The 24301-nt window shown below is 55.0% G+C and carries 20 protein-coding genes; 9 read left to right on the top strand and 11 right to left on the bottom strand.

Annotation, left to right across the window (positions count from 1 at the left end):
* Window positions 1-618: 618 nt before the first annotated feature.
* Window positions 619-936 carry a met regulon transcriptional regulator MetJ gene (gene metJ / locus ACSZPU_RS04585; protein WP_437888660.1) on the bottom strand — a complete coding sequence of 106 codons (318 nt, stop codon included), beginning with the start codon at window positions 934-936 and terminating at the stop codon, window positions 619-621.
* Between the two features lie 277 nt (window positions 937-1213).
* Between metJ and metB the strand changes: the two genes are divergently transcribed.
* A complete protein-coding gene (metB, locus tag ACSZPU_RS04580) occupies window positions 1214-2374 on the top strand; it encodes a cystathionine gamma-synthase (protein WP_498995937.1) in 1161 nt (386 codons plus the stop codon).
* Window positions 2375-2376: 2 nt separating this feature from the next.
* Window positions 2377-4809, top strand: coding sequence for a bifunctional aspartate kinase/homoserine dehydrogenase II (locus tag ACSZPU_RS04575; protein WP_498995934.1), 2433 nt, complete (start codon window positions 2377-2379; stop codon window positions 4807-4809).
* 37 nt (window positions 4810-4846) lie between these two features.
* On the opposite strand, the gene ACSZPU_RS04570 is transcribed toward ACSZPU_RS04575, so the two are convergent.
* Window positions 4847-5218, bottom strand: a complete 372-nt coding sequence (locus tag ACSZPU_RS04570) for a carboxymuconolactone decarboxylase family protein (protein WP_498995932.1) — start codon at window positions 5216-5218, stop codon at window positions 4847-4849.
* 87 nt (window positions 5219-5305) lie between these two features.
* Here ACSZPU_RS04570 and ACSZPU_RS04565 point away from each other — a divergent pair, with 87 nt between their 5' ends.
* Window positions 5306-6205 (top strand): LysR family transcriptional regulator, encoded by a 900-nt coding sequence (locus ACSZPU_RS04565; protein ID WP_498995929.1) that lies wholly within the window; start codon window positions 5306-5308, stop codon window positions 6203-6205.
* 132 nt (window positions 6206-6337) lie between these two features.
* Window positions 6338-7228 carry a methylenetetrahydrofolate reductase gene (metF, locus tag ACSZPU_RS04560; protein WP_498995926.1) on the top strand — a complete coding sequence of 297 codons (891 nt, stop codon included), beginning with the start codon at window positions 6338-6340 and terminating at the stop codon, window positions 7226-7228.
* 27 nt (window positions 7229-7255) lie between these two features.
* Here metF and nagA read toward each other — a convergent pair whose 3' ends face one another.
* The 8 genes from nagA to ptsP form a co-directional block, all read right to left on the bottom strand.
* Window positions 7256-8401: an N-acetylglucosamine-6-phosphate deacetylase gene (gene nagA, locus ACSZPU_RS04555; RefSeq protein ID WP_498995923.1), complete on the bottom strand. Its 1146-nt coding sequence runs from the start codon at window positions 8399-8401 to the stop codon at window positions 7256-7258.
* A gap of 4 nt (window positions 8402-8405) precedes the next feature.
* On the bottom strand, window positions 8406-9149 hold the full coding sequence (gene nagB / locus ACSZPU_RS04550) for a glucosamine-6-phosphate deaminase (RefSeq protein ID WP_498995921.1): 744 nt from the start codon (window positions 9147-9149) through the stop codon (window positions 8406-8408).
* Between the two features lie 9 nt (window positions 9150-9158).
* Window positions 9159-10073 carry a glycyl-radical enzyme activating protein gene (locus ACSZPU_RS04545; protein WP_498995919.1) on the bottom strand — a complete coding sequence of 305 codons (915 nt, stop codon included), beginning with the start codon at window positions 10071-10073 and terminating at the stop codon, window positions 9159-9161.
* Between the two features lie 139 nt (window positions 10074-10212).
* On the bottom strand, window positions 10213-12636 hold the full coding sequence (locus ACSZPU_RS04540) for a glycyl radical protein (protein ID WP_498995917.1): 2424 nt from the start codon (window positions 12634-12636) through the stop codon (window positions 10213-10215).
* A gap of 165 nt (window positions 12637-12801) precedes the next feature.
* Window positions 12802-13551 carry a DeoR/GlpR family DNA-binding transcription regulator gene (locus ACSZPU_RS04535; protein ID WP_498995914.1) on the bottom strand — a complete coding sequence of 250 codons (750 nt, stop codon included), beginning with the start codon at window positions 13549-13551 and terminating at the stop codon, window positions 12802-12804.
* 136 nt (window positions 13552-13687) lie between these two features.
* Window positions 13688-14791, bottom strand: coding sequence for a bifunctional L-1,2-propanediol dehydrogenase/glycerol dehydrogenase (gene gldA, locus ACSZPU_RS04530; RefSeq protein WP_498995911.1), 1104 nt, complete (start codon window positions 14789-14791; stop codon window positions 13688-13690).
* A gap of 53 nt (window positions 14792-14844) precedes the next feature.
* Window positions 14845-15507 (bottom strand): fructose-6-phosphate aldolase, encoded by a 663-nt coding sequence (fsa, locus tag ACSZPU_RS04525; RefSeq protein WP_498995910.1) that lies wholly within the window; start codon window positions 15505-15507, stop codon window positions 14845-14847.
* 11 nt (window positions 15508-15518) lie between these two features.
* Window positions 15519-18020, bottom strand: coding sequence for a phosphoenolpyruvate--protein phosphotransferase (gene ptsP, locus ACSZPU_RS04520; RefSeq protein ID WP_498995908.1), 2502 nt, complete (start codon window positions 18018-18020; stop codon window positions 15519-15521).
* Window positions 18021-18327: 307 nt separating this feature from the next.
* Here ptsP and ACSZPU_RS04515 point away from each other — a divergent pair, with 307 nt between their 5' ends.
* The 5 genes from ACSZPU_RS04515 to ACSZPU_RS04495 all read left to right on the top strand — a co-directional run bounded on the left by ACSZPU_RS04515 (window position 18328) and on the right by ACSZPU_RS04495 (window position 23410).
* Window positions 18328-19407: a PTS fructose transporter subunit EIIC gene (locus ACSZPU_RS04515; RefSeq protein ID WP_498995905.1), complete on the top strand. Its 1080-nt coding sequence runs from the start codon at window positions 18328-18330 to the stop codon at window positions 19405-19407.
* Between the two features lie 13 nt (window positions 19408-19420).
* Window positions 19421-19741, top strand: a complete 321-nt coding sequence (locus ACSZPU_RS04510) for a PTS fructose-like transporter subunit IIB (RefSeq protein WP_498995903.1) — start codon at window positions 19421-19423, stop codon at window positions 19739-19741.
* Window positions 19742-19910: 169 nt separating this feature from the next.
* Window positions 19911-22208, top strand: a complete 2298-nt coding sequence (locus ACSZPU_RS04505; protein WP_498995901.1) for a formate C-acetyltransferase — start codon at window positions 19911-19913, stop codon at window positions 22206-22208.
* Entirely contained in the window at window positions 22174-23052 is an 879-nt protein-coding gene (locus ACSZPU_RS04500; protein ID WP_498995899.1) for a [formate-C-acetyltransferase]-activating enzyme, read from the top strand. The genes ACSZPU_RS04505 and ACSZPU_RS04500 overlap by 35 nt, the downstream gene beginning before the upstream one ends.
* Before the next feature lies 1 nt (window position 23053).
* The gene (locus ACSZPU_RS04495) at window positions 23054-23410 is read left to right on the top strand and encodes a PTS fructose-like transporter subunit IIB (RefSeq protein ID WP_498995898.1); all 357 of its coding nucleotides are present in this window, start codon (window positions 23054-23056) and stop codon (window positions 23408-23410) included.
* Here the strand turns inward: ACSZPU_RS04495 and ACSZPU_RS04490 are convergent.
* Window positions 23397-24257: a helix-turn-helix transcriptional regulator gene (locus tag ACSZPU_RS04490; RefSeq protein ID WP_498995896.1), complete on the bottom strand. Its 861-nt coding sequence runs from the start codon at window positions 24255-24257 to the stop codon at window positions 23397-23399. The genes ACSZPU_RS04495 and ACSZPU_RS04490 overlap by 14 nt on opposite strands.
* Between the last annotated feature and the right edge of the window lie 44 nt (window positions 24258-24301).

Genomic DNA, 24301 nt, shown 5'->3' with positions numbered 1-24301 from the left:
AGGGCTGCCCACTGTGAGTCATAGTCGTTCTGATTTTCCAGAACCATACGGACGGCGCGCTGACGAACCTCCGGGGAAAAACGTGTGTTTTTAGTCATCCTGTTTACCTCTCTCTCAAAGAGTTTAGTCTCCAGGATTCCCGGGGCGGTTCACTCTGGCAACATTCAACTCATTGATAATTTTAGAAATATACTCTTTCGTTTCCATTTTTTTCTCCAGGAAATAAATTTCATGTATATAATTTGTAATGAAAAGAAATTTCTTTCTAAAATATGGTTCTATTTTGTGCGATTAATCACATATTAAAACAATGTGTTACTCTAATTAATTGAAATTAATCAATAAATTAATTTATGGATATGGGATTTTTGATGAAATTTATTTCACGATATACCCAAGTAACTTCAAGATGCAGGATGGTAGTACTCCAACAACTTCCCCTACCGCGGCCTTGGGTTCAGGCTCCAGCAACTTTAAGTATCATGGGTATAAAAGGCTATTTAAATCAATATGATGCGTATATTATAGTGCTATAAGAAGAGAGTTGAGGCAGGAGGGAATAGGATAGAGAGAAGAAAAAAGACGGCACCAGGTAAAATTTGGTGCCGCCTTTTTACATCAGTATTCCCACGTATCGGGGTCGATACCCAGTTCACGCATGATCACTTTGGCTTCTTCCGGGATTTCGTCGCTGCGTTCTTTGCGCAGGTCTTCATCGTTAGGCAGAGGCTGGCCGGTAAACGCATGCAGGAATGCCTCACACAGCAGTTCGCTGTTGGTGGCATGACGCAGGTTGTTCACCTGTCGACGGGTACGTTCATCGGTGAGGATTTTTAACACCTTCAGAGGAATGGAAACCGTAATTTTTTTTACTTGTTCACTCTTCTTACCGTGCTCAGCGTAGGGGCTGATATATTCGCCGGTCCATTCAGCCATGAGATACCTTTAATCCTCTCAGTCATTAATAGAAGGTCTGAACCTGGTAACACGCAGTGCCCGGACCGTAATCTCGCGTAGTTTACCGTAGAGTCACTACTGTGACACGGTGTATCGCGCGACGTTGCTTCACTAAAGCATATAATTTTAACGGCTATTGCGATTTTGCTCAATCTATACGCAAAGAAGTTTAGATGTCCAGATGTATTGACGTCTATTATTCTTGTGATTACTCTGGTGCCTGACTTTTCATCCATTAAGCCAGGAAGCCTTCACCATGACGCGTAAACAGGCCACCATTGCAGTGCGTAGCGGATTGAACGATGACGAGCAGTACGGCTGCGTTGTCCCGCCTATTCATCTCTCCAGCACCTATAACTTCACCGGATTTAACGAACCGCGCGCGCATGACTACTCGCGTCGTGGCAATCCAACGCGTGATGTCACCCAGCGTGCGCTGGCGGAACTGGAAGGCGGTGCGGGCGCGGTACTGACCAATACCGGCATGTCGGCTATTCATCTGGTGACCACGGTGTACCTGAACCCCGGTGACGTGCTGGTAGCACCGCATGACTGCTATGGCGGCAGCTATCGTCTGTTCGATAGCCTGGCGAAACGTGGGCACTACAAAGTCTTGTTTGTCGACCAGGGTGATGAGCAGGCACTAAAAGCTGCGCTGGCGCAAAAACCGAAACTGGTGCTGGTGGAAAGTCCGAGCAACCCATTGTTGCGCGTCGTGGATATTGCGAAAATCTGCCAGCTAGCCCGTGAAGCCGGGGCTGTGAGCGTGGTGGATAACACCTTTATGAGCCCGGCGTTGCAAAACCCGCTGGCGTTGGGGGCAGATTTAGTATTGCATTCATGTACTAAATACCTGAACGGCCACTCAGACGTTGTCGCGGGCGTGGTCATTGCCAAAGACCCGGAAACTGTCACGGAACTGGCATGGTGGGCGAATAATATCGGCGTCACCGGTAGCGCCTTCGACAGCTACCTGCTGTTGCGTGGCCTGCGTACGCTCTCTCCACGTATGGAAGTGGCGCAGCGTAACGCTCAGGCGATCGTCGAGTATCTGAAAACGCAGCCGCTGGTGAAAAAACTCTATCACCCGTCGCTGCCGGAAAATCAGGGGCACGAGATTGCCGCGCGCCAGCAGAAAGGCTTTGGCGCAATGTTGAGTTTCGAACTGGATGGCGATGAGCAAACACTGCGTCGCTTCTTAAGCGGTCTGTCATTATTTACGCTGGCGGAATCTTTAGGTGGGGTTGAAAGCTTAATCTCCCACGCTGCCACCATGACACACGCGGGCATGGCGCCGGAAGCACGTGCCGCCGCCGGGATTTCAGAGACGCTGCTGCGTATCTCTACCGGCATTGAAGATGGTGAAGATTTGATTGCCGACCTGGAAAATGCCTTCCGGGTCGCAGCTGAGGGATAAACATGAGTGTGAATGCGCAGGCAGGGACGACAGTTCGTCAACTGCACAAGTTTGGCGGGAGCAGTCTGGCTGATGTGAAATGTTATCTGCGCGTCGCGGGTATCATGGCGGAATATTCGCAACCGGGCGATCTGATGGTCGTGTCGGCAGCAGGCAGTACCACCAACCAGTTGATTAACTGGCTCAAATTGAGCCAGACCGATCGTCTCTCTGCGCATCAGGTTCAGCAGTCGTTACGTCGTTATCAAAGCGAACTGATTTCCGGGTTGTTGTCGCCCGAGGTGGCGGACGGCCTGATCGGTGAGTTTATTCGTGACCTTGAGCGCCTGGCCGGGCTGCTGGATAGCGGCATTACCGATGCAGTGTACGCCGAAGTGGTGGGGCATGGGGAAGTGTGGTCTGCACGCCTGATGTCCGCCGTTCTGAATCAGCAAGGGCAAGAGTCGGCATGGCTTGATGCACGTGAGTTTCTGCGTGCGGAGCGTGCTGCCCAGCCGCAGGTCAACGAAGGCGCGTCCTGGCCGCTGTTCCAGCAATTGCTGGCGCAGCATCCGGACAAACGTATCGTAGTGACCGGTTTTATCAGCCGCAACGAGGCGGGTGAAACCGTGCTGCTGGGGCGGAACGGTTCTGACTATTCGGCAACGCAAATTGGCGCGTTAGGCGGTGTTTCCCGCGTAACGATCTGGAGCGATGTGGCCGGTGTCTACAGCGCCGACCCGCGTAAAGTCAAAGATGCCTGCCTGCTGCCGTTGCTGCGTCTGGATGAAGCCAGCGAGCTGGCGCGTCTGGCGGCACCGGTACTCCATGCCCGTACGTTGCAGCCGGTCTCCGGCAGCAACATCGATTTGCAACTGCGCTGTAGCTACAACCCGGAGCAGGGCTCCACGCGCATTGAGCGCGTGCTGGCATCCGGCACGGGGGCGCGCATCGTCACCAGTCATGATGATGTCTGCCTGATCGAGTTCCAGGTTCCTGCCGGGCAAGATTTCAAACTGGCGCAGCGTGATATCGACGTGATCCTCAAACGTGCCCAGGTTCGTCCGCTGGCGACAGGCGCGCACGCTGACCGTAATCTGCTGCAGCTCTGCTACACCTCGGAAGTGGTGGATAGCGTCTTTAAACTGCTCGACGAAGCCGGTCTGCCGGGCGAGTTGCGTTTGCGTCAGGGGCTGGCGCTGGTGGCGCTGGTGGGCGCGGGTGTTTGCCGCAATCCGCTGCACAGCCACCGTTTCTGGCAGCAGTTGAAAGGCCAGGCGGTGGAGTTTGTCTGGCAGTCAGACGACAGTATCAGCCTTGTCGCGGTACTGCGCGTGGGGCCAACGGAAAGCCTGATTCAAGGGCTGCACCAGTCGCTGTTCCGCGCGGAAAAACGCATCGGCCTGATGCTGTTTGGTAAAGGCAATATCGGTTCACGCTGGCTGGAGCTGTTTTCCCGCGAACAGAGCGCGCTGTCGGCCCGTACCGGGTTTGAATTTGTTCTTGCAGGCGTCGTAGATAGCCGTCGCAGCCTGCTGAATTATGACGGTCTCGACGCCAGTCGGGCGCTGGCCTTCTTCAACGATGAAGCGGTCGAGCAGGATGAAGAGTCTTTGTTCCTGTGGATGCGTGCGCACCCGTATGACGATCTCGTGGTGCTGGACGTGACTGCAAGCGCGCAGCTTGCCGACCAGTATCTGGATTTCGCCAGCCATGGTTTCCATGTGATTAGCGCCAATAAACTCGCAGGTGCCAGCAGCAGCGACAAATACCGCCAGATCCACGACGCGTTTGAAAAAACCGGGCGTCGCTGGCTGTATAACGCCACCGTGGGGGCAGGATTACCGGTTAACCATACGGTGCGTGACCTTATCGACAGCGGTGACAGTATTCTGGCCATCAGCGGTATCTTCTCCGGTACGCTCTCCTGGCTGTTCCTGCAATTTGACGGCACCGTGCCCTTTACCGACCTGGTCGATCAGGCGTGGCAGCAGGGGCTGACTGAGCCCGATCCACGCGTCGATCTGTCCGGTAAAGACGTGATGCGTAAATTGGTCATTCTGGCGCGCGAAGCGGGCTATGACATCGAGCCGGATCAGGTGCGTGTTGAGTCACTGGTGCCAGCAGGCTGTGAAGAAGAGTCTATCGACCACTTCTTTGAGAATGGTGATGAGCTGAATGAGCAGATGACACAGCGCCTCGAAGCCGCTCGCGAGATGGGGCTGGTGCTGCGTTACGTGGCGCGTTTCGATGCCAACGGTAAAGCCCGCGTCGGTGTTGAAGCGGTGCGTCCGGAACACCCGCTGGCGGCGCTGCTGCCGTGTGATAACGTGTTTGCTATCGAAAGCCGCTGGTATCGCGATAACCCGCTGGTCATACGTGGCCCAGGGGCGGGTCGTGACGTCACGGCCGGGGCGATCCAGTCGGATATTAATCGCCTGGCGCAGTTGCTGTAGCTTTTGTTGTCGGATGGCGCAGCGCCATCCGGCAGAATTACGCCTTCGCAAACACCTCTTTTGCGGCGAACAGACCGTTTAACGCAGCCGGAAAGCCTGCATAGACCGCCATCTGCATTATCACTTCGATAATCTCTTCCTGTGTTAGCCCCACGTGCAGCGCGGCAGCAATGTGCACTTTCAACTGCGGCGTGGCGTTACCCAATGCAGTTAATGCCGCGACGGTCGCGATTTCCCGATTGCGTAAATCCAGCCCCGGCCGGGGATAGATGTCGCCAAAAGGAAATTCAATCAGGTAGCGTGCAAAATCTGGCGCAATGTCTTTCAGGCTTTCAATCACTGCATCGCCCCCTTCGCCATCCACCTGCTGCAACATCTTTTGACCGGTAATAAAGCGTTCTGAATGCATGATGTATCCCTCGTTTGCTGATATGGCATGGAGGATAGGGCGTGATGTGTTATTTGGATAATACCGTTTCCGTGATACCTTTTCGGTATGACAACATCGACTCTGCACTCGCTGGATATTCGCCTGCTGCGCTACTTTTCCGTGGTGGCGGAAGAGAACAACATGAGCCGCGCGGCGCAGCGCTTGCTTATGTCGCAGCCGCCGCTCAGCCGCCATATTCGCCAGCTTGAAGAACGTCTGGGAGTGAGGCTTTTTGCCCGATACAGCAAGGGACTGACGTTGACGGAAGAGGGGCTACGCGTGCTGGAGATCGTTCGTCCGCTGCTGGCGCTACAGGACAAAACCTATGCCGCACTGAATCAACTCACGCGAACCGGCGCGCAGTCGCTACGTCTGGGATTAAGCACCGCGTTTGAACAGGGCGTTTTTGCGTCGCTGGAAAGCCAACTCAACGCGCGCATAGATAATCTTTCTATCGTGCGTCGGGGTTCTCCTGAACTGGCGCGGCAGGTTCGTCGGGGAAAACTGGATGCCGCGCTGGTGGCACTGCCGCTTGAAACCGAGGGATTGACCGTTACGCCGCTGGGCTGGCAAGACCCGCTGGTGGTTGCACTGCCTTCCGTCTGGCCTGAGGCGAAGCTCGAATCTCTCTCCTTAAACGCGCTTAATCATCGGCCTCTCTTCTGGTTTAAACGCGAACGGAGTCCGGCTTTTTTTGATTACACCCGGCAAACGTTCCGCCGTGCCGGTTACTCCCCTGTCTGTCTTGAAGAACCTCTGGAACATGATGTGCTGCTGGCGCGAATTGCCCACGGAGACGGTCTGAGTATATTCCCATCCTCTTTTGCCGCCATTCAGCGTCACGGTGTTGTATTCCGCCCACTCAGCGGCACTGAACTATGCATCAGTGCCGGGCTGGTGACGCTGCCTGAGAATACCGCACGGTTATCATTTCTGGCTGATGTGAACTTTTTTCATCTTCGCTGAACATTCCTCACCAATTATGATGATTTTCCAGTTGACGCCCGTCCGCTTTTCCGTCATTTTTACATCTGGACGTCTAAACGGATAGATGTTCGTAGCGCAATGAATAACAACACGCGATTGATGAGGTAAGGTATGAGCTTTTTTCACGCCAACCAGCGGGAAGCCCTGAATCAGAGCCTGGCTGAGGTGCACGGCCAGATTAATGTTTCGTTTGAATTTTTTCCGCCGCGCACCAGTGAAATGGAACAGACCTTGTGGAACTCCATCGATCGCCTGAGCAGCCTCAAGCCGAAATTTGTCTCCGTTACCTACGGTGCTAACTCCGGCGAGCGCGACCGCACGCACAGCATCATCAAAGGCATTAAAGATCGCACCGGTCTGGAAGCGGTACCGCACCTGACCTGTATCGACGCAACCCGTGATGAACTGCGCGCTATCGCAAAAGATTACTGGGATAACGGTATTCGTCATATCGTGGCGCTGCGTGGCGACCTGCCTCCGGACAGCGGTAAACCTGAAATGTACGCCGCCGATCTGGTGACGCTGCTCAAAGAGGTCGCAGACTTCGATATCTCCGTCGCCGCTTACCCGGAAGTTCATCCGGAAGCGAAAAGCGCACAGGCGGATCTGCTTAACCTGAGACGTAAGGTTGAGGCCGGTGCCAACCGCGCGATCACCCAGTTCTTCTTCGACGTAGAAAGCTATCTGCGTTTCCGCGACCGCTGTGCGGCGACGGGCATTGATGTTGAAATCATTCCGGGAATTTTGCCGGTCACCAACTTTAAACAGGCGAAGAAATTTGCCGACATGACCAACGTGCGTATTCCGGCGTGGATGTCACAGATGTTTGAAGGGCTGGATGACGATGCCGAAACCCGTAAGCTGGTGGGCGCCAGCATCGCCATGGACATGGTGAAAATCCTCAGCCGCGAAGGGGTGAAAGACTTCCACTTCTACACGCTAAACCGTGCGGAAATGAGCTACGCCATCTGCCACACGCTGGGCGTGCGTCCGGCAGTGTAAGAACGCGCAAAACGCCGGGTGATGCGATCATCCGGCGACGCTATATGCCACCTCGCCACAACAGAACGTGGTGTGCACATCGTAGTTATCCTCCAGTACCACGATGTCGGCGTCATAGCCGCGCTGCAGTTTTCCTTTGTGTCCGTCCAGCCCCAGCAGTCGTGCCGGGTTAATCGTGCAGGATTTCAGCGCTGTGCCAAACGGCACCATCGCCCCTTCGACCATATTGTATAAGCCGCGATTCAAATGCAGCGTGCTGCCGACCAGTACGCCGTTTTCGCGCCGTCTAGCGCCATCTTCGCCTAAAATCATCGGTTCGCCGCCGAACATGTAGCGTCCGGGTGGGCATCCTTTCGATTTCATCGAGTCGCTGATCATGATGACGTAGTCGTCATTTTTCACCCGATACAAATGTGAGGCAGAGACCAGGCTGACGAAGATGCCGTCGGCAATCACTTCGCCGTACAGGCCATCCAGGCGAAAAGCGGCACCGAGCAGGCCCGGCTCGCGATTCACATATTTCGCCATGCCGTTATAAACATGGGTGACGTTCTTCGCGCCATTGGCCACTGCCGCCAGCGCCTGTTCGAACGAGGCGTCGGAATGACCCATATTGACGATGATTCCCCGCTGCACGCAGTAGCGGGTTAATGCCAGGCCTTCGTCTTCTTCCGGTGCCAGCGTAATAGCAATAATGCGGTTGCGCGCCGCTTTTTCGAACATCTGAAATTCGACCACGCTGGCCGGGCGAATCTGTTTTTCCGGCTGTGCACCGCGGTATTTCTGGCACAGAAATGGGCCTTCGAAATGAATACCGAGGATCTCCGCGCCAACGTAGTCGCTGTCCATCACACGGGAAATGGTCTCCAGCGCGGTGAGCAGGGTAGCATCCTTGTCGGTCACTGTGGTGGGGCAGAAGGCCGTTACCCCTTCTGCCGGAAGATTGGCTGCCCAACGGCGTAAGCCTTCGGGATCGTTTTCGTTGGTATCGTAATCCCATCCGCCGTGGGCGTGGCTGTCGATAAAGCCGGGGATAATACGCCGTCCGGCAAAATCTAAGGTGGCGTTGTCAGACAAGCCCATGACGATATCGCTAATACGGCCATTTTCGATGTGAATATTCGCCGGGAAAAAACCGCCGGAAAGCCAGACACGCTCGCTTTGGATGATCATGGTGTCACCTCAGAGAAGGAATAAGTGATGCGGCTTCCCGGTCGCAGATAATGGTGACATCGGGATGTAATAGCAGAAATGAGGCCGGGAAAAGCGGGTCAATCGCCGTGCATGCATACAGCTGTTTCATGACCTGCGCTTTTGACTTGCCGTTAGCAATCAGCACGATCTCTTTGCTTTTGAGGATAGTCCCCATACCGAGGGTAATTGCCTGGCGTGGCACATCTTCACGGCGTTCAAAGAAGCGGGCGTTGGCTTCAATGGTCTCGTCATTCAAATCGATAACGTGGCACACCGGGCTGTGAGTCGTGTGCGGTTCGTTAAAACCGATATGTCCGTCATGGCCGATACCAAGGACGGCGAGATCAAAGTTGCCGAGATCCTGAATCGCACGTTCATAACGGGTGCATTCAACCGCCAGGTCTGCGGCCAGTACATTGGGCACAAAGCGGTTTTCCGCCGGCAGGTTGGCATGCTGATAAAAGTAATGTTCCAGGAACCAGTAATAGCTCTGCGGATCGTCTTTGGTCAGCGGGATGTATTCATCAATATTGAACGAATATGCACGCGAAAAATCCGCTTCGTTTTCCCGTGCCATGCGGCTCATCTCTTCCAGTAAGCCCACTGGCGTACCGCCGGTAGGCAGCGCCATCACTAAGTCGGGTTTACGCTCCAGCGCCTGCGCCACGCGTTTTGCCGCCAGCGCGCTCATCTGCGCGTAGTTATTCGTAAGGGTAAAGTTCAGCATCTGTTTTCCTTAACCGCCGATGGTGGCCTTGAGACCAAGCTCTTCGGCATACTGTTTTGTCTGTGCGATCATGTCCCGCTGAACGGGCGGGAGATCGTGAAGAAGGTAGGGCATCCCGAGCTTTTCATATTTGCCGATGCCGTAAATGTGATACTCCAGAATATCCACCTGCTGCACGGCACTGCCGAGGCTGTGGATAAAATCAAGCCGCTTGCGGATATCTTCCGCCTGATCGTTACGCGTCGGGACGATCACCATGCGCGCCAGCATGGGTTTGCCCATGGCGGCGATCGCTTTTGCGTTCTCCAGGATCAAGCGGTTATCCACTCCCGTACAGGCGAGGTGGAGCTCCGGGTTGAACGCTTTGAAGTCGTACGACACCATATCCACCATGTCGACCAGGGGCAGCAGCTTGTCACGGCGTATGTTACCGGCCGTGTCGAGACAGAGATGAACACCTTCTGCTTTCAGGTGCTGCGCGGTTTGCGTGACAAATTCTGCCTGTAGCGCGGGCTCTCCGCCGGAGAAGGTGACGCCACCCTGGCTTTCGTCGTAAAAGGCTTTATCGCGTAACAGCAGATCCGCCAGCTCGCGGGAGGTCATCTCTTTGCCGACTTTTTCGTACGCGTCGTAAGGGCAGATATCGACCATGTCGAGCAGATTACTGCACTGTTTGCGGTCAATCACCACGCCCTGACCCGGTTCGGCGAAGGTAATGGCATTGTTTGCCGCCGCCTGCACACATGATCCGCACTGGCGGCAGCGCTCTTTAAACCAGAACACGTTAAAGCCTGGCTTGATGGTTTCCGGATTCGCACACCACTGGCAGCGAAGATTGCACTGTTGCATAAATACCGTACTGCGCAATCCTGGACCGTCTTTGGTGGAATAGCGCTGAATGCGGGATATCAGGCCATTTCTCATGTCACCTCCATATATGCCCTAAATAATTCGAGTTGCAGGAAGGCGGCAAGGGAGCGAATCCCCAGGAGCTTACATAAGTAAGTGACTGGGGTGAGCGAGTGTGGCCAACGCATCTGCAACTTGAAGTATGACGGGATATTTACCAGCTCAGTTCCGTACGGGCGATAATCGCATCCTGCGCTTCCGGCATTAGCGTTGAGAACAGGGCACAATACCCGGCCACGCGCACCATCAGGTTTGGGTAATCTTCCGGTTTGGCTTTTGCAGCACGCAGAATATTCGAGTCGATGATATTGAACTGGTTGTGGAAGATATTCTTCGCCCGGCTGGCTTCCATGAAATGGGTGAATTTCTCCAGGTTATCGTCGCCTTCCAGCGCGCTCGGAGTGAATTTCATATTCAGCAGCTGACCGCCAGCGATTTTCTGGTTGGGCAGTTTCGCCACGGAGTTAATCACCGCCGTCGGGCCTTCTTTATCCGCGCCGAGGCACGGAGACGCACCTTCGTTAAGCGGCAACGTCGCCAGACGGCCATCCGGCGTTGCCCCCACATCAAAACCGTTCGGCACGTAAGAGGTGATGTTGGAGGTGGACATGGTGTAGCCACAGCCTTTGGGTCCCTTGCCGTAACGATCGGTTTTGTATTTCGGCAGCAGCTTGAGATAGGACTCGAACACATCTGCGACGATGTAGTCGACATAGTCGATATCGTTACCGAACTTCGGCGCGTTGCGACACAGCTTACGTACGCGGGCACCTTCGATACCGTCGAAGTTGCTGTCCATAGCGTCGCGCAGTTGTTTGAGGGTAAGTACCTTGTCATCAAAGACCAGCTTTTTCACGGCGGCGAGACTGTCGCCTACCACGGACGGCCCGATGTTGGAGGAGCTGACGAAATCATATTCCGCCCCGCCGTTTTTCAGGGTCTTACCGCGCTCCAGCGAGCAGTTAATGGTGGCAGAGGCAAAAGCGTCGGCATCGTGGTATTTCAGCGCGCGGTCGCACACCAGGTCGCAGTCCACCGCCAGGTCAGAGTAGAACTCCAGCAGCTGGTTCCATGCGGCCCAGAGTTCATCATAAGAGGCATAATTGATCTCCCGGCCTTCTTTGCCGTTCACTTTTACCAACTGTACGCCGGTTGCCGGGTCGCAGCCGTTGTTCATCACCAGCTCAAGGATTTTGCCGAAGTTCACGTAGGTCATTCCGGTAGCGCGATGGCCCCAACGCCCCGGAATTGCCGTTTCCACGCAGCCCATCGAGGCATATTCACGTGCTACTTCTTCCGTCAGGCCGAGGGTCATCATCGCCGGGATCACCACTTCGTCACAAAAGATAGACGGCATACCGAAGCCTTTGCGGATCAGTTTTGCGGAATCCTGCATCAGTGAATGTGGGGTGTCTTTAGAGAAACGCACGCTCAGGTTTGGCTCCTGCAGGCCGGTCAATGCCATGGCTTCCAGTGACAAATAAGAGAGGTCGTTGGTACCGTCGGTGCCGTCCGGCTTCATGCCGCCAACCATCAGGTTGGAATAAAGCGGGTAACCGCCGCTGTACTGCGTGTGGCCCCATGGGCGCACTTTGTTGAGACTATTGGTCATAATGAAGAAGTGAGTCAGGATCTCCAGCGCCTTCTCTTTGCTGATCTTGCCGGCGTTGATGTCCGCTTCGTAGAACGGCCAGACGTACTGGTCAAAGCGGCCGAAGGAGAAGGAGTGACCGTTACTTTCGATCATCATCAGCAGGTGGGTCAGATAGACGGTTTCCACCGCTTCGTAGAAGTTCTGCGCCTTGCCTTCCATCAGGTGGGCGAACATATCGCTCATCGCCAGTAGCTCGTCGCGACGTTTCGCGTCGGCGGTTTTCCCGGCTTCTTTTTTGGCGAGCACGGAGAAGCGTTTGCAGTAATTGAGTGCCGCTTCCATAGTGATAATGACGGCTTTATAGAAATCGGTCTGTTCTGCGGTCAGGTCCTGGTCTTCTGCCAGATGCTGTCTGGCGATATCGCGCATCCCGCCGTAGCCCACTTCCAGCACAAAATCATGGTTCGGGATGATGTGGCCATCGCCGGACATGCTGATGCCGCCACGGTGCAGGACGCCCTGTTTTTCTGCCAGACGGTTAATTTGCGGCAGATTGGCCAGTACTTCATCCTGATGGGTTTTACCCTGCCAGTAGTCTTGTAATACGCGCAGGCGCGCTTTGGTTTCTTCGCTGACCTGGAAGCTGTCGCCGGAGCGTTTGTCGAACGCGTCCAGCTCGTCGATAACCCAGTTGAATGAGTACTCCGGGAAGACCGGTGCGGCAAAGTTAGCACTTGCCTGGTTGCCGACAATCAGCATGTCCGGTTCGATATAGATGGTCATTTTTTCAAGAATATCGGCCATTGCCAGTGCCCGGCGAATAACGATCGATTTGCCTTCGGAGCGTTTGAAGGACTCAGTAATGATTTCGGCACGCTCCGGGCAGATTGTCGCTACGCGGTGGAACATCTGGTCCTGTTTTTTAGCGATGCGTTCGAAATCACAATCGTTATTGGTGGGTTTGAAGCTGAGTAATCCGTTCATAAATTCCCTCACTGGTGAAATGGTTTCTCTGTGTGCATTTCATGCCTGAGGTGTGTTTTTGTCAACCTTAAAATGATTTATTATGTTTCTTTTGTCACAAAAGAATCTAAATAGAACATTTTAAGGTGAAGGAAAACACAGGCGCCCGTGTGTGGGCGCGAAAGATTAGTCGGCGCTGTCGGCCAGGATGAGTTCTGCGGTATGGCTGTTGAGAAGGGATAATACGTCAGCAGAGAGGCCACTTTGGCTGATCACTACATCGAAATCGTCCAGACGACCATGCCCGGCGAGGAAGGTCTGACCGAATTTACTTTTGTCGGCCAGCAGGATTTTTTGCCGCCCGGCACGCGCCAGCGCGCGTTTCACGTGGGCATCCGTCATTTTGGGAACCGTCAGTTCGCCCTGTTCGTTGATGCCCTGGGTACTGAGGAACACTTTGTCGGCATGCAGCGTACCGAAGAAATCGGCCGTGCTAAAGGAGATCATGCCCTGCGTGTCGTCTTCGTACTCACCTGGTGCGACAATCAGCTTGGTATTGCTGCGTCCCTTAAGCAGGTTAACCACGGGCACAGAGTTGGTGATCACCATGATTTTCTTGTCGAAAACACATTGGGCAAAGGCCAGCGCCGTGGTGCCGCAGTCGATGATAATGGTGTCGCCATCTTCCACTAACTCAGCCGCTTTTTGCCCGATCAGGTGCTTATCATCGACCATTTGTACCGATTTAAGCTGGAAGCTGGGCTCCACGCTGGCACCGCTGGTGAGATACGCGCCGCCGTAGCTGGTTTTCACAATGCCCTGCTTTTCGAAGAACGAGAGGTCACGGCGAATGGTCATTTTGGTGACGCCAAACTTCTCCGCCAGGTCATTAACCACGACCTTTTTTTCTTGTTGCAGAATGGCATAGATGCTCATTCTTCTGTCTGATGATTGCATGGTGCGGGTTCACTAAGGGGAAAAACGCACTATAAAGCACATAAATTGCAGTGACAATATGGCTTGAAAGGAACATAAAAAAACACTCCCGGACGATGCCGGGAGTGTGAAGGGATTATTCCCACTCTTCGAGGAAGCGTTGACCGTACTGATCGGCAACCAGCAGGGCGGCATACACCTGATCTGCCGTCGTGCCACCAGGCATGTTGTGGATGGTTTCCCCTTCGGCACAGGCCGCTTGCGCCACAATACGCATTTTGGTTGGGATGTCTTCTGTGATATCCAGCTGCGCCAGGGTGATGGGCAGGCCAACGGTGTGGCATAACGCGGCAACGGTTTCGATTTCTTCCGCCGGTGCGTTTTCCAGAACCAGCTGTGTCAGCGTACCAAATGCCACTTTTTCGCCGTGGTAGTAATGGTGCGCATCCGGAATTGCCGTCAGACCGTTGTGGATAGCATGCGCTGCCGCCAGGCCGCCGCTTTCAAAGCCGACACCGCTCAGGAAGGTATTGGCTTCAACAACCAATTCCAGCGCCGGCGTGACCACGTGCTGCTCGGCCGCCAGCATCGCTTTTTCGCCTTCGGCGATCAGCGTGTTGTAGCAAAGCTCCGCCAGTGCCAGCGCGGCCTGTGTGCACTGACCGCCCGCCATGGTGGTCGCACCGCTGCGGGAGCAGGCACGTGCTTCAAACCAGGTTGCCAGCGCATCGCCAATACCGGCCGCCAGCAGGCGCGCCGGTGCGCCTGCGACAATTTTGGTATCGACGATCACCCGGTCCGGGTTGTTGGGCAGCATTAAATAACGATCAAACTCGCCTTCGTCGGTATAGATAACCGAGAGTGCGCTGCAAGGGGCGTCAGTAGAAGCAATGGTCGGCGCAATGGCTACCGGCACGCCCATAAAGTGGGCCAGTGCTTTTGCGGTATCCAGCGTTTTACCACCACCAATGCCGAGCACTGCGCCACATTTTGCACTTTCTGCAATTTTACGCAGACGATCGATTTCATTTTGTGAACATTCGCCGCCGAAAGGCACCACTTCGCAAGCAAGGTCAGCATCCCGCAGGCTTTTTTGCAGCGCTTCCTGGGCGAAACCTAAAACAAATTTGTCTCCCACAACCAGCCAGCTTTCTGCCAGTGGTTTGAGATAGTCACCGAGACGGGTGATAACGTCTGCACCCTGAATATACTTACCTGGGGATTGAATAATGCGGTCCATACATTTTCTCCTTTCTGGCGATGCGGGCCACGTACCGTGACCCTGGCGCCGGGTTACAGGTTTAGATTGCCAAACGCGTTGTTCCAGTCCTGTTCAAACTTCTCTATTGCTGACTCTACCGCCGGTGTGTTGAGCATTTGTTGCGCTACATCTAAAGGCAGCGTGATTGCTTCACAGCCTGCCAGCAGGCAGTCGAGCGCCTGACGTGGGGTTTTGAAGCTGGCTGCCAGCACTTTGCTTTCTGGCGCATGCAGTTCCAGCAGGCTTTGCAGTTCCTGAACCATGCGAATACCGTCGCCTCCCTGAGCATCCACGCGGTTTACGTAAGGTGCCACATATTTGGCCCCTGCCAGTGCGGCCAGTAGCCCCTGAGCTGCGCTGTAAACGGCGGTGCCGAGCGTCGGGATCCCTTCTTTTTTCAGCAGTTTGATAGCGGCAAGACCTTCGGTGGTTACCGGGATTTTGACTACGATGTCCGGTACCGCATTGCTCAGCCGTTTAGCCTCCGCCACCATTCCCTCTGCGTCACGGCTCATGGTCTGGGCAAACAGAATGCACTCCGGCCCCATCACTTTTTGCAGGCGCGGCAGCACGTCCCAGATGGACTCTTTGCTTGCCGCCACAATGCTCGGATTGGTGGTCACGCCCGCGATGGGGAAGATGCGCGCCAGACGTTCAACTTCTTTCACATTGGCGGTATCCAGATACAGTTCCATGATATTTCCTCTTAAAGTTCCAGTTCATGTTGCAACAGGCTGGCGATAGCGTCGGCAGATGTGGCGTTAACCAGCGCGCTGCGGAATTCTTCGTGCATGATGCGACGGGCCAGGTGCGAGAAGATGCGCATATGCTGTTCACCGGCGGCGTGTTTGTTGAGCGTCAGCATGATGATGAACTGTGCATCATCGTCACCCCAACGAACCGGCGCTTTCAGGCGCGCTACGCTGATGGTGGACTGCTCAATATGTTCGGATTTGCTGTGCGGAATGGCAAAACTAAAGCCTAATCCGGTAGAAAAGACCGCCTCGCGCGCCCACAGGTCGGCCTCCAGCTTGCGCGGGTAGCGGCAGCGGCTTGCCAACAGCAGGTTGTCGGTCATGCCTTTGAGAACCTCTTCCTTGCTCCGCCAGTCGCTATCAAGCGTGATGCACTGGGCGGTTACCAGCGGTGCGTCCTGCTGGGTCATACGGAACTGAGCCAACAGATGCTCCACTTCGAGCGAGGTGCGACAGGCCATTGCCTGATTCAGCAACTGGCGGCAGGCGCGGCTGTCGAGCTGTGCCATCCGCGCTTTAGCGGCGGGAATGGACGGGGCGCTCATGCTGATCTCGTCCAGCCCCAGTCCGATCAGCAGTGGCAGCACCGACCCTTTCGCGCCGAGTTCGCCGCACAGGCCAATCCATTTCCCCTGACGGTGTACCGCCTGCACGGCGAAATCCAGTGCGCGCAGGAAAGCAGGATTCAGGCTGTTGTAGTGACGAGTGACTTTGGCATTGTCGCGATCGACCGCGAGCAGATACTGCGTCAGGTCATTGCTGCCAATGCTAAAGAAATCAATCTCTTCACAGCAATGATCGATAATGAACATCACCGATGGGACTTCCAGCATGATACCGAGCGGGATCTTTTCATCGAATGGAATATGTTCGTTACGCAGCTGCTGCTTAGCCTCTGCCAGCTTCTCTTTAACCCATAAAATCTCTTCCATGGAGGAGATCATCGGGATCATGATTTTCAGGCTACCGTGGGCCGACGCACGGAGAATTGAGCGCAACTGAGTGGTGAACAGTGTGGCGTACTCTTCATAGATACGCACCGCACGATAGCCGAGGAAGGGGTTCGCTTCGGCAGGAATATTCAGGTAATCAACGGGTTTATCGCCGCCGATATCCATAGTGCGCACAATAATGCTGCGTCCCTGTGCGGATTCCAGCGCCTGACAAAAGATGTTGTACAACTCTTTCTCATCAGGGGCGCAGGTGCGGTCCATATAGAGCATTTCTGTACGGAACAGGCCAACGGCTTCCGCGCCGTTGCCAAAGGCTGCCTGTGCCTCTACGGAGTGGGCAATGTTGGCGGCAACTTCCATGCGGATGCCATCAGCCGTGCGCGCTTCCCGGGTTAGCCAGATACGCTGTTGCTCATGCAGCGCAGCCTGTACGCGGGCTTCCTGTTGATAGTAACGAGCGACAGGTTCATCAGGCGCAACGACGATTGCACCTGCGTTGCCGTCGATATAAACCGTCTGTTGCAGCCACGGTGTTAAGGCCTCAATCTCCACGCCCACCAGCGTTGGAATATTGAATGAACGCGCGAGAATCACCGTGTGCGAGGTTGTGCCGCCGCTTTTTAGCAGCAGACCTTTAAGGAAGGTTTTGTCCAGTTCAAGGAACTGACTGGGGGTGAGTTCATCCGCCATACAAACAGCAGGCTGGGTCAGCTTGCCCGGTGCCGGAAAGCGCTGCTCGCCATAGATTTGCTGCAGGAGCTGGAAGCAGACGTCGCGGACATCCAGCGCACGCTCCTGCAAATAGCTGCTGCTGGAGCGAGCGAATTCATCGCAGAAGTGCCCGGCACTTTCGACAATCGCCTGAGCGCAGCTTAGCCCGCGTGAAACGCCGGCCAGCAGGTGCTGGCGCAATGACGTGTCGCTTGCCAGCGAGCGATGGGCTTCCAGAATTGCACTGGTCGCGCCGTCGCTGTCGAGCAGGCGGAACTCTATATTCTTTATCAACAGCGTCAAGCCGTTATCCAGTGCGGACTGTTCGGCCTCTGCATCTTTGGCGGCAGGCAGGTCGCTGAGTGCGTTGAGATCCAGTGAGGAGAGCCGTGTCAGAATGCCCCCCGCGCTGCCGGCGCAGACGGTGCGGGCGCGGAACAATTGTGGATTCAGGTTGGTAAGCGACGCGGGTAGCGGTTCCAGCTCACTGTTTTTGACTTCCGCCAGCGGCGCATCGCAGTGCGGGAATTCATCACGCAGCCACTGGCTCAGGTGCTGGTGGGCTGCCTGTTCGTCTGCACCAGAAATCAGTAACTGACAGCTATCGCCTGCGAGCGTGTCGGTGCCAATCAACGCGAGCGCGCTCTTGGCGTTACCTTTACGGTCGGTGCGCAGGTTATGCCACTCAATGTGTGAGGTAAAGGTGTTGCACAGCGTTTCAACGTGACTTGCCGGACGCGCGTGTACGCCATTGGGCAGCTCACAGGTAAATTCCACAATCAGGGCCATTGCCTCTCTCCCATAACGATTTCTCGCTACAGGATAAAAGGGCAACACCTGAGGCTGCCACGTGACAAACCTGCCAAAAGCTGGACAAATGTAATGTAACCCTCAAAGTGAGATATCCCTCACAAGTCTGTACGCGTCATATAAATTCCGAGATTAAGCAAGTTATGAGGCGGATCGCATTTTTTTACTGACATTACAAAAATCCAGTAAATGGCCTTTTTATCCACTGTCTGCACCTTGCCGGATTGCCTATTGTTTCCCGCATCAACGTTATGGACATGGGCCTGAACTGGCCCGGGAGCGACTTATGAAAGAGTTGGTGCAGATCCTGAAAAACACCCGTCAGCACCTGATGACCGGTGTTTCGCATATGATCCCCTTTGTAGTTGCGGGCGGTATTTTACTGGCGGTCTCGGTCATGCTGTATGGCAAGGGAGCCGTGCCTGACGTCGCGACGGATCCCAATCTCAAGAAGCTTTTTGATATCGGCGTCGCGGGGCTGACGCTGATGGTGCCTTTTCTCGCTGCGTATATCGGTTATTCCATTGCCGAGCGCTCTGCGCTGGCACCTTGTGCGATTGGTGCCTGGGTGGGTAACAGCTTCGGTGCCGGGTTCTTTGGAGCGCTGATCGCCGGGATTATCGGCGGTATCGTCGTGCATTATCTGAAGAAAATTCCCGTACATAAGGTATTGCGCTCGGTGATGCCTATCTTCGTTATTCCTATCGTCGGCACTTTTATCACCGCGGGCATCATGATGTGGGAGCTGGGTGAACCGGTTGGCGCGTTGACCAGCGGTCTGACCGGATGGCTACAGGGGATGCAGCAGGGCAGCATTGTGGTACTGGCTGTCATTTTAGGCCTCATGCTGGCCTTTGATATGGGTGGCCCGGTTAACAAGGTTGCCTACGCCTTCATGCTGATTTGCGTGTCGCAGGGGATTTATACCGTGGTGGCCATTGCCGCCGTGGGCATCTGCGTGCCACCGCTGGGATTAGGGCTGGCAACGCTGATTGGCCGCAAGAATTTCTCCTCAGAAGAGCGTGAAGCCGGTAAGGCCGCGCTGGTGATGGGCTGCGTTGGGGTCACCGAAGGGGCAATTCCTTTCGCTGCGGCCGATCCGCTGCGTGTCATCCCCTCCATCATGATCGGTTCTGCCTGTGGTGCGGTAACGGCCGCGCTGTTTGGTGCGCAGTGCTATGCCGGCTGGGGCGGCTTAATTGTTCTGCCCGTCGTGGAAGGCAAGCTGGGTTATGTCGCGGCAGTCGCTGTTGGCGCTGTGGTGACGGCAGTCTGCGTGAACGTGCTGAAAAGTCTGGCGCGTAAGAAAGTGTCTCAGGTTGACGAGAAAGAAGACGACCTGGATTTAGAGTTTGAAATGAATTAAGCGAGGAAAAGCCATGACGAAAATTATTGCAGTAACCGCATGTCCTTCTGGTGTTGCGCACACCTACATGGCGGCCGAAGCGCTGGAAAGCGCAGCCAAAGCCAAGGGCTGGGACGTGAAAGTTGAGACTCAGGGCTCAATTGGTCTGGAAAACGAACTGACCACGGCCGACGTGGCGGATGCCGATATGGTGATTCTGACCAAAGATATCGGTATCAAGTTTGAGGAGCGTTTTGCGGGCAAAACCATCGTCCGCGTCAACATCAGCGATGCGGTAAAACGCGCCGACGCCATTATGAACAAGATTGACGCGCATCTTTCGCAAACCGCTTAACTTTTCATTTTTAGAGCCTGTTTCATCAGGCGTTATCGTTGCAGGCAGTTTGAACACGGACAGCGCGCAGGAACCCGAGCGTACACGCAATACGTGAGGGTTACGAGCACTGCCCAGGTTCAGAATGACAAATAAGATAGCCTGATGGACAGGCTCCAGGGAGTTCTTCATGACGAACCGCATCCAACGCTTGAAAACCGCTCTGTTTCAGAACAACCGTGAAATTTCACTTGAGCGCGCGCAGCTGTATACCGCCAGCCATCAGCAGACGGAGGGCGAGCCGGTTATTCTGCGTCGGGCAAAAGCGACCGCGTATATCCTTGAGCATGTTGAGATTTCGATTCGTGATGAAGAGCTGATCGCCGGGAACCGTACCGTGAAGCCGCGGGCGGGCATTATGTCGCCGGAGATGGATCCATACTGGCTGTTGAAAGAGCTGGACCAGTTCCCGACGCGTCCGCAGGACCGTTTTGATATGAGTGACGAAGATAAACGTCTCTATCGCGACGTCCTGTATCCGTACTGGGAAAAACGCTCGATGAAGGATTTCATCAACGGTCAGATGACTGATGAAGTGAAGGCCGCCGTCAGTACCCAGATTTTTAGCGTTAACCAGACGGATAAAGGGCAGGGACATATCATTATCGATTATCCGCGCCTGCTGAATCATGGGCTGGGCGAGCTGGTATCGCAGATGCGACAACACTGCGAGCAGCAGCCGGATAACCACTTTTATCAGGCTGCGCTGTTGCTGCTTGAGGCTTCGCAAAGCCATATTCTGCGTTACGCGCAACTGGCCGAAAACATGGCGGAAAACTGCCCGGATGCGCAGCGTCGTCAGGAACTGCTCACCCTTGCCGCAAACTCCCGCCACAACATGCAGCACAAGCCGCAGACTTTCTGGCAGGCGTGCCAGCTGTTCTGGTACATGAACATCATTTTGCAGTATGAAGCTAACGCCAGCTCGCTTTCGCTGGGGCGTTTCGACCAGTATATGCTGCCGTTCTACCAGGCCTCGCTGACCCAGGGGGACGATCCGGCTTTCTTAAAAGAGCTTCTTGAATCACTGTGGGTGAAGTGCAATGACATCGTGCTGCTGCGTTCTACCAGCAGCGCGCGTTATTTCGCTGGCTTCCCGACAGGGTATACCGCGCTGCTCGGCGGGCTGACGGAGAGCGGGCGCAGCGCGGTAAACGTGCTCTCGTTCCTCTGCCTTGATGCTTACCAGAGTGTGCAACTGCCGCAGCCAAATCTTGGCGTACGCACCAATGCGTTGATTGATAACCCTTTCCTGATGAAAACGGCAGAGACCATTCGTCTTGGTACCGGCATTCCGCAGATCTTCAATGATGAAGTGGTGGTACCTGCGTTTCTGAACCGTGGCGTATCGCTGGAGGATGCGCGCGATTACGCGGTGGTGGGCTGCGTGGAGTTATCGATTCCGGGCAGAACGTACGGTCTGCACGACATCGCCATGTTCAACTTGTTGAAAGTGATGGAAATCAGTCTGTATGAGAATGAAGGCAACGGCGCGCTGACCTACGAAGGTCTGCTGGCGCATATTCGGGCCAAAATTAGCCACTACATCACGCTCATGGTGGAGGGCAGCAATATCTGCGATATCGGCCATCGTGACTGGGCGCCGGTACCGCTGCTCTCTTCATTTATCAGCGACTGCCTGGACAAAGGATGTGATATTACCGACGGCGGTGCGCGCTATAACTTCTCCGGCGTGCAGGGCATTGGTATCGCCAACCTGAGCGATTCTTTGCATGCGCTTAATGGACTGGTGTTTGAACAGCAGCGCTTATCTTTTGACGAACTGCTGTCGGTGCTAAAAGACAACTTTGCCACGACGGAAGGGGAAAAGGTGCGCGCCAGGCTGATCAACCGCTTCGAAAAATACGGCAACGATATTGATGATGTGGATAACATCAGCGCTGAACTGCTGCGTCATTACTGTAAAGAAGTGGAGAAATACCAGAACCCGCGCGGTGGGCCGTTTATGCCAGGTTCCTATACCGTTTCGGCCCACGTGCCGCTGGGTTCTGTTGTCGGCGCGACGCCGGATGGCCGTTTTGCCGGGGAACAATTGGCGGACGGCGGCCTGTCACCAATGCTGGGCCAGGATATGCAGGGCCCGACCGCGGTACTGAAAACGGTAAGCAAGCTGGACAACACGCTGCTTTCAAACGGCACCTTGCTGAACGTGAAGTTTACCCCTGCGACCCTGGAAGGGGCGGCGGGGTTACGCAAGCTGGCGGATTTCCTGCGCGCGTTTACTCAGCTCAAGCTGCAGCATATCCAGTTTAATGTGGTGAATGCCGAAACATTGCGCGAGGCGCAGCAGCGTCCGCAGGATTTCGCCGGGCTGGTGGTGCGCGTGGCGGGTTACAGCGCCTTCTTTGTCGAGCTGTCGAAGGAGATCCAGGATGACATCATTCGCCGCACCGCGCATCAGCTGTGAGGTCATTGAACCGTGCGGCGATGAGGTCGCACGCATTTTCAACATTCAGCGTTACTCACTGAATGACGGGCAAGGCATTCGCACTGTCGTCTTTTTTAAAGGCTGCCCGCACACCTGCCCATGGTGCGCAAATCCGGAATCTATTTCTCCGCGTATTGAAACAGTACGTCGGGAGAGCAAATGCCTGCACTGTGCGCCATGCCTGCATGATGCCGATGAGTGTCCATCGGGTGCGTTTGAGCGTATTGGCCGTGATATCACGCTGGATGAGCTGGAGCGTGAGGTGCTGAAAGATGACATCTTTTTTCGTACCTCCGGCGGTGGGGTGACGCTCTCGGGTGGTGAAGTGCTGATGCAGGCGCCTTTTGCCACTCGTTTTTTACAGCGTTTGCGATGCCTGGGGATTGATTGCGCGATTGAAACGGCCGGGGACGCCCCGGCCAGCCGTCTGTTGCCGTTGGCAAAAACGTGCGATGAGGTGCTGTTTGATCTCAAAATGATGGATGCGGCTCAGGCGCGCGAGGTGGTGAATATTAACCTGCCGCGCGTGCTGGAAAATTTGCGGCTATTAGCCAGGGAGGGAATCAATGTGATTCCCCGTTTGCCGTTAATTCCTGGATATACGCTCAACGCAGAGAACCTACAGCGCGCGTTGACGTTGTTGACATCATTAGGCATAAAACAGGTTCACCTGCTACCGTTTCATCTGTATGGCGAACCGAAATACCGCCTGCTGGGGCAACAGTGGTCGATGAAGGATGTGCCTGCTCCGTCGGCACAAGAGGTGGCGGCATTGCGTGAGATAGCGGAACGCGCTGGTTTTCAGGTAACCACAGGAGGTTAATATGGCAGTCGCACCCGTACGATATCTGGTTGCAGTGACCGCCTGCGTGAGCGGCGTGGCGCATACCTATATGGCTGCCGAACGGCTGGAAAAACTCTGCCAGGTAGAGAAATGGAGCATCAAGATAGAAACTCAGGGCGCACTGGGAACTGAGAATCGCCTGACGGAAGAAGAGATCAACCGTGCCGATGTGGTATTGCTGATTACTGACATCGAACTGGCGGGAGCGGATCGATTTACGCAGAGCCGCTACGTCCAGTCAGGCATCAGCGCCTTTCTGCGTGAACCCCAACGGGTGATGAGTGCGGTGCGTAAACTCCTTTCGGCGCCGCAGCATACCCACCTTATTCTGCAATAGACCCCTTTTCCGTCAATTGGCTATGATACTGCCGACGGTACTCTGACGGCGAGCGCTCCGTGTTTTTGCGAAACAGACGGCAAAAATAGTTGCTGTCAATGAAACCACAGGTGTGGGCCACCTCTTTCACCTTCAGGTCATAACCTTTAAGCAGCGCCTTGGCGTGCTCCAGGCGGGTGTGATTGAGGTATTCGTTAAAGCCAACGGCTCCGGTTTTCTGAAACAGGTGTGACAGGTAATTGGGTGAGATATAAAACGACTGCGCCACCGATTCACGGGTTAACGGCATGGCGTAATGTTCGTCGATATAGTCGCGAATGGCTTCGAAAAGGGCCTGACTGCGCGAGGCCGTTTGAATTTGGCTGCCAAGAAGGTCACTGCAATGGCTCAGCAGGCTGGCGACGATAAGGCGTGCAGTTTGCTGCTCTTTTGGCTGCATTTGCATCTCGTGCAGCGTTTGCAGCAGGAATGAACCAATGCGGGGGCCACGTCGCGCGATGTGCTGTTTAGCCAGGTTATGTAACTCTGCGCCATCCCAGTGGGTGACGCTGAAACCTAGCTGCTGCTTGCCGAACAGAACGCTCAGCGTGGTGACGGGGAGCTGCCATTGGGGGGCATTCCAGCCGCCTGCGGGAACGTACAGCACATCCTGTTCGGCCATTCGTGTGCTCTCTCCATTGATGCTGATATCCGTCAGTGCCCCTTCCAGCACGATCTCCAGGCGCGGGAAATCCACCTGCAACGCTGACGAGGGCGCAGGGCCAACGGCGGTGGCAAAACAGATTTGCCCCAGGGGTGTCTGGCCGCTAATCAGGCGGGTTAGCAGATGGCTGACGTCGTAATTCATGGTTTCCTTTTCCGTGCGCACGAACCGCTCAACCTTAACTGGCG

This window comes from Phytobacter sp. V69, assembly GCF_965644215.1.
In the GTDB taxonomy this organism is placed as follows: domain Bacteria; phylum Pseudomonadota; class Gammaproteobacteria; order Enterobacterales; family Enterobacteriaceae; genus Phytobacter.
This window is presented reverse-complemented; position numbering and strand designations above follow the sequence as displayed.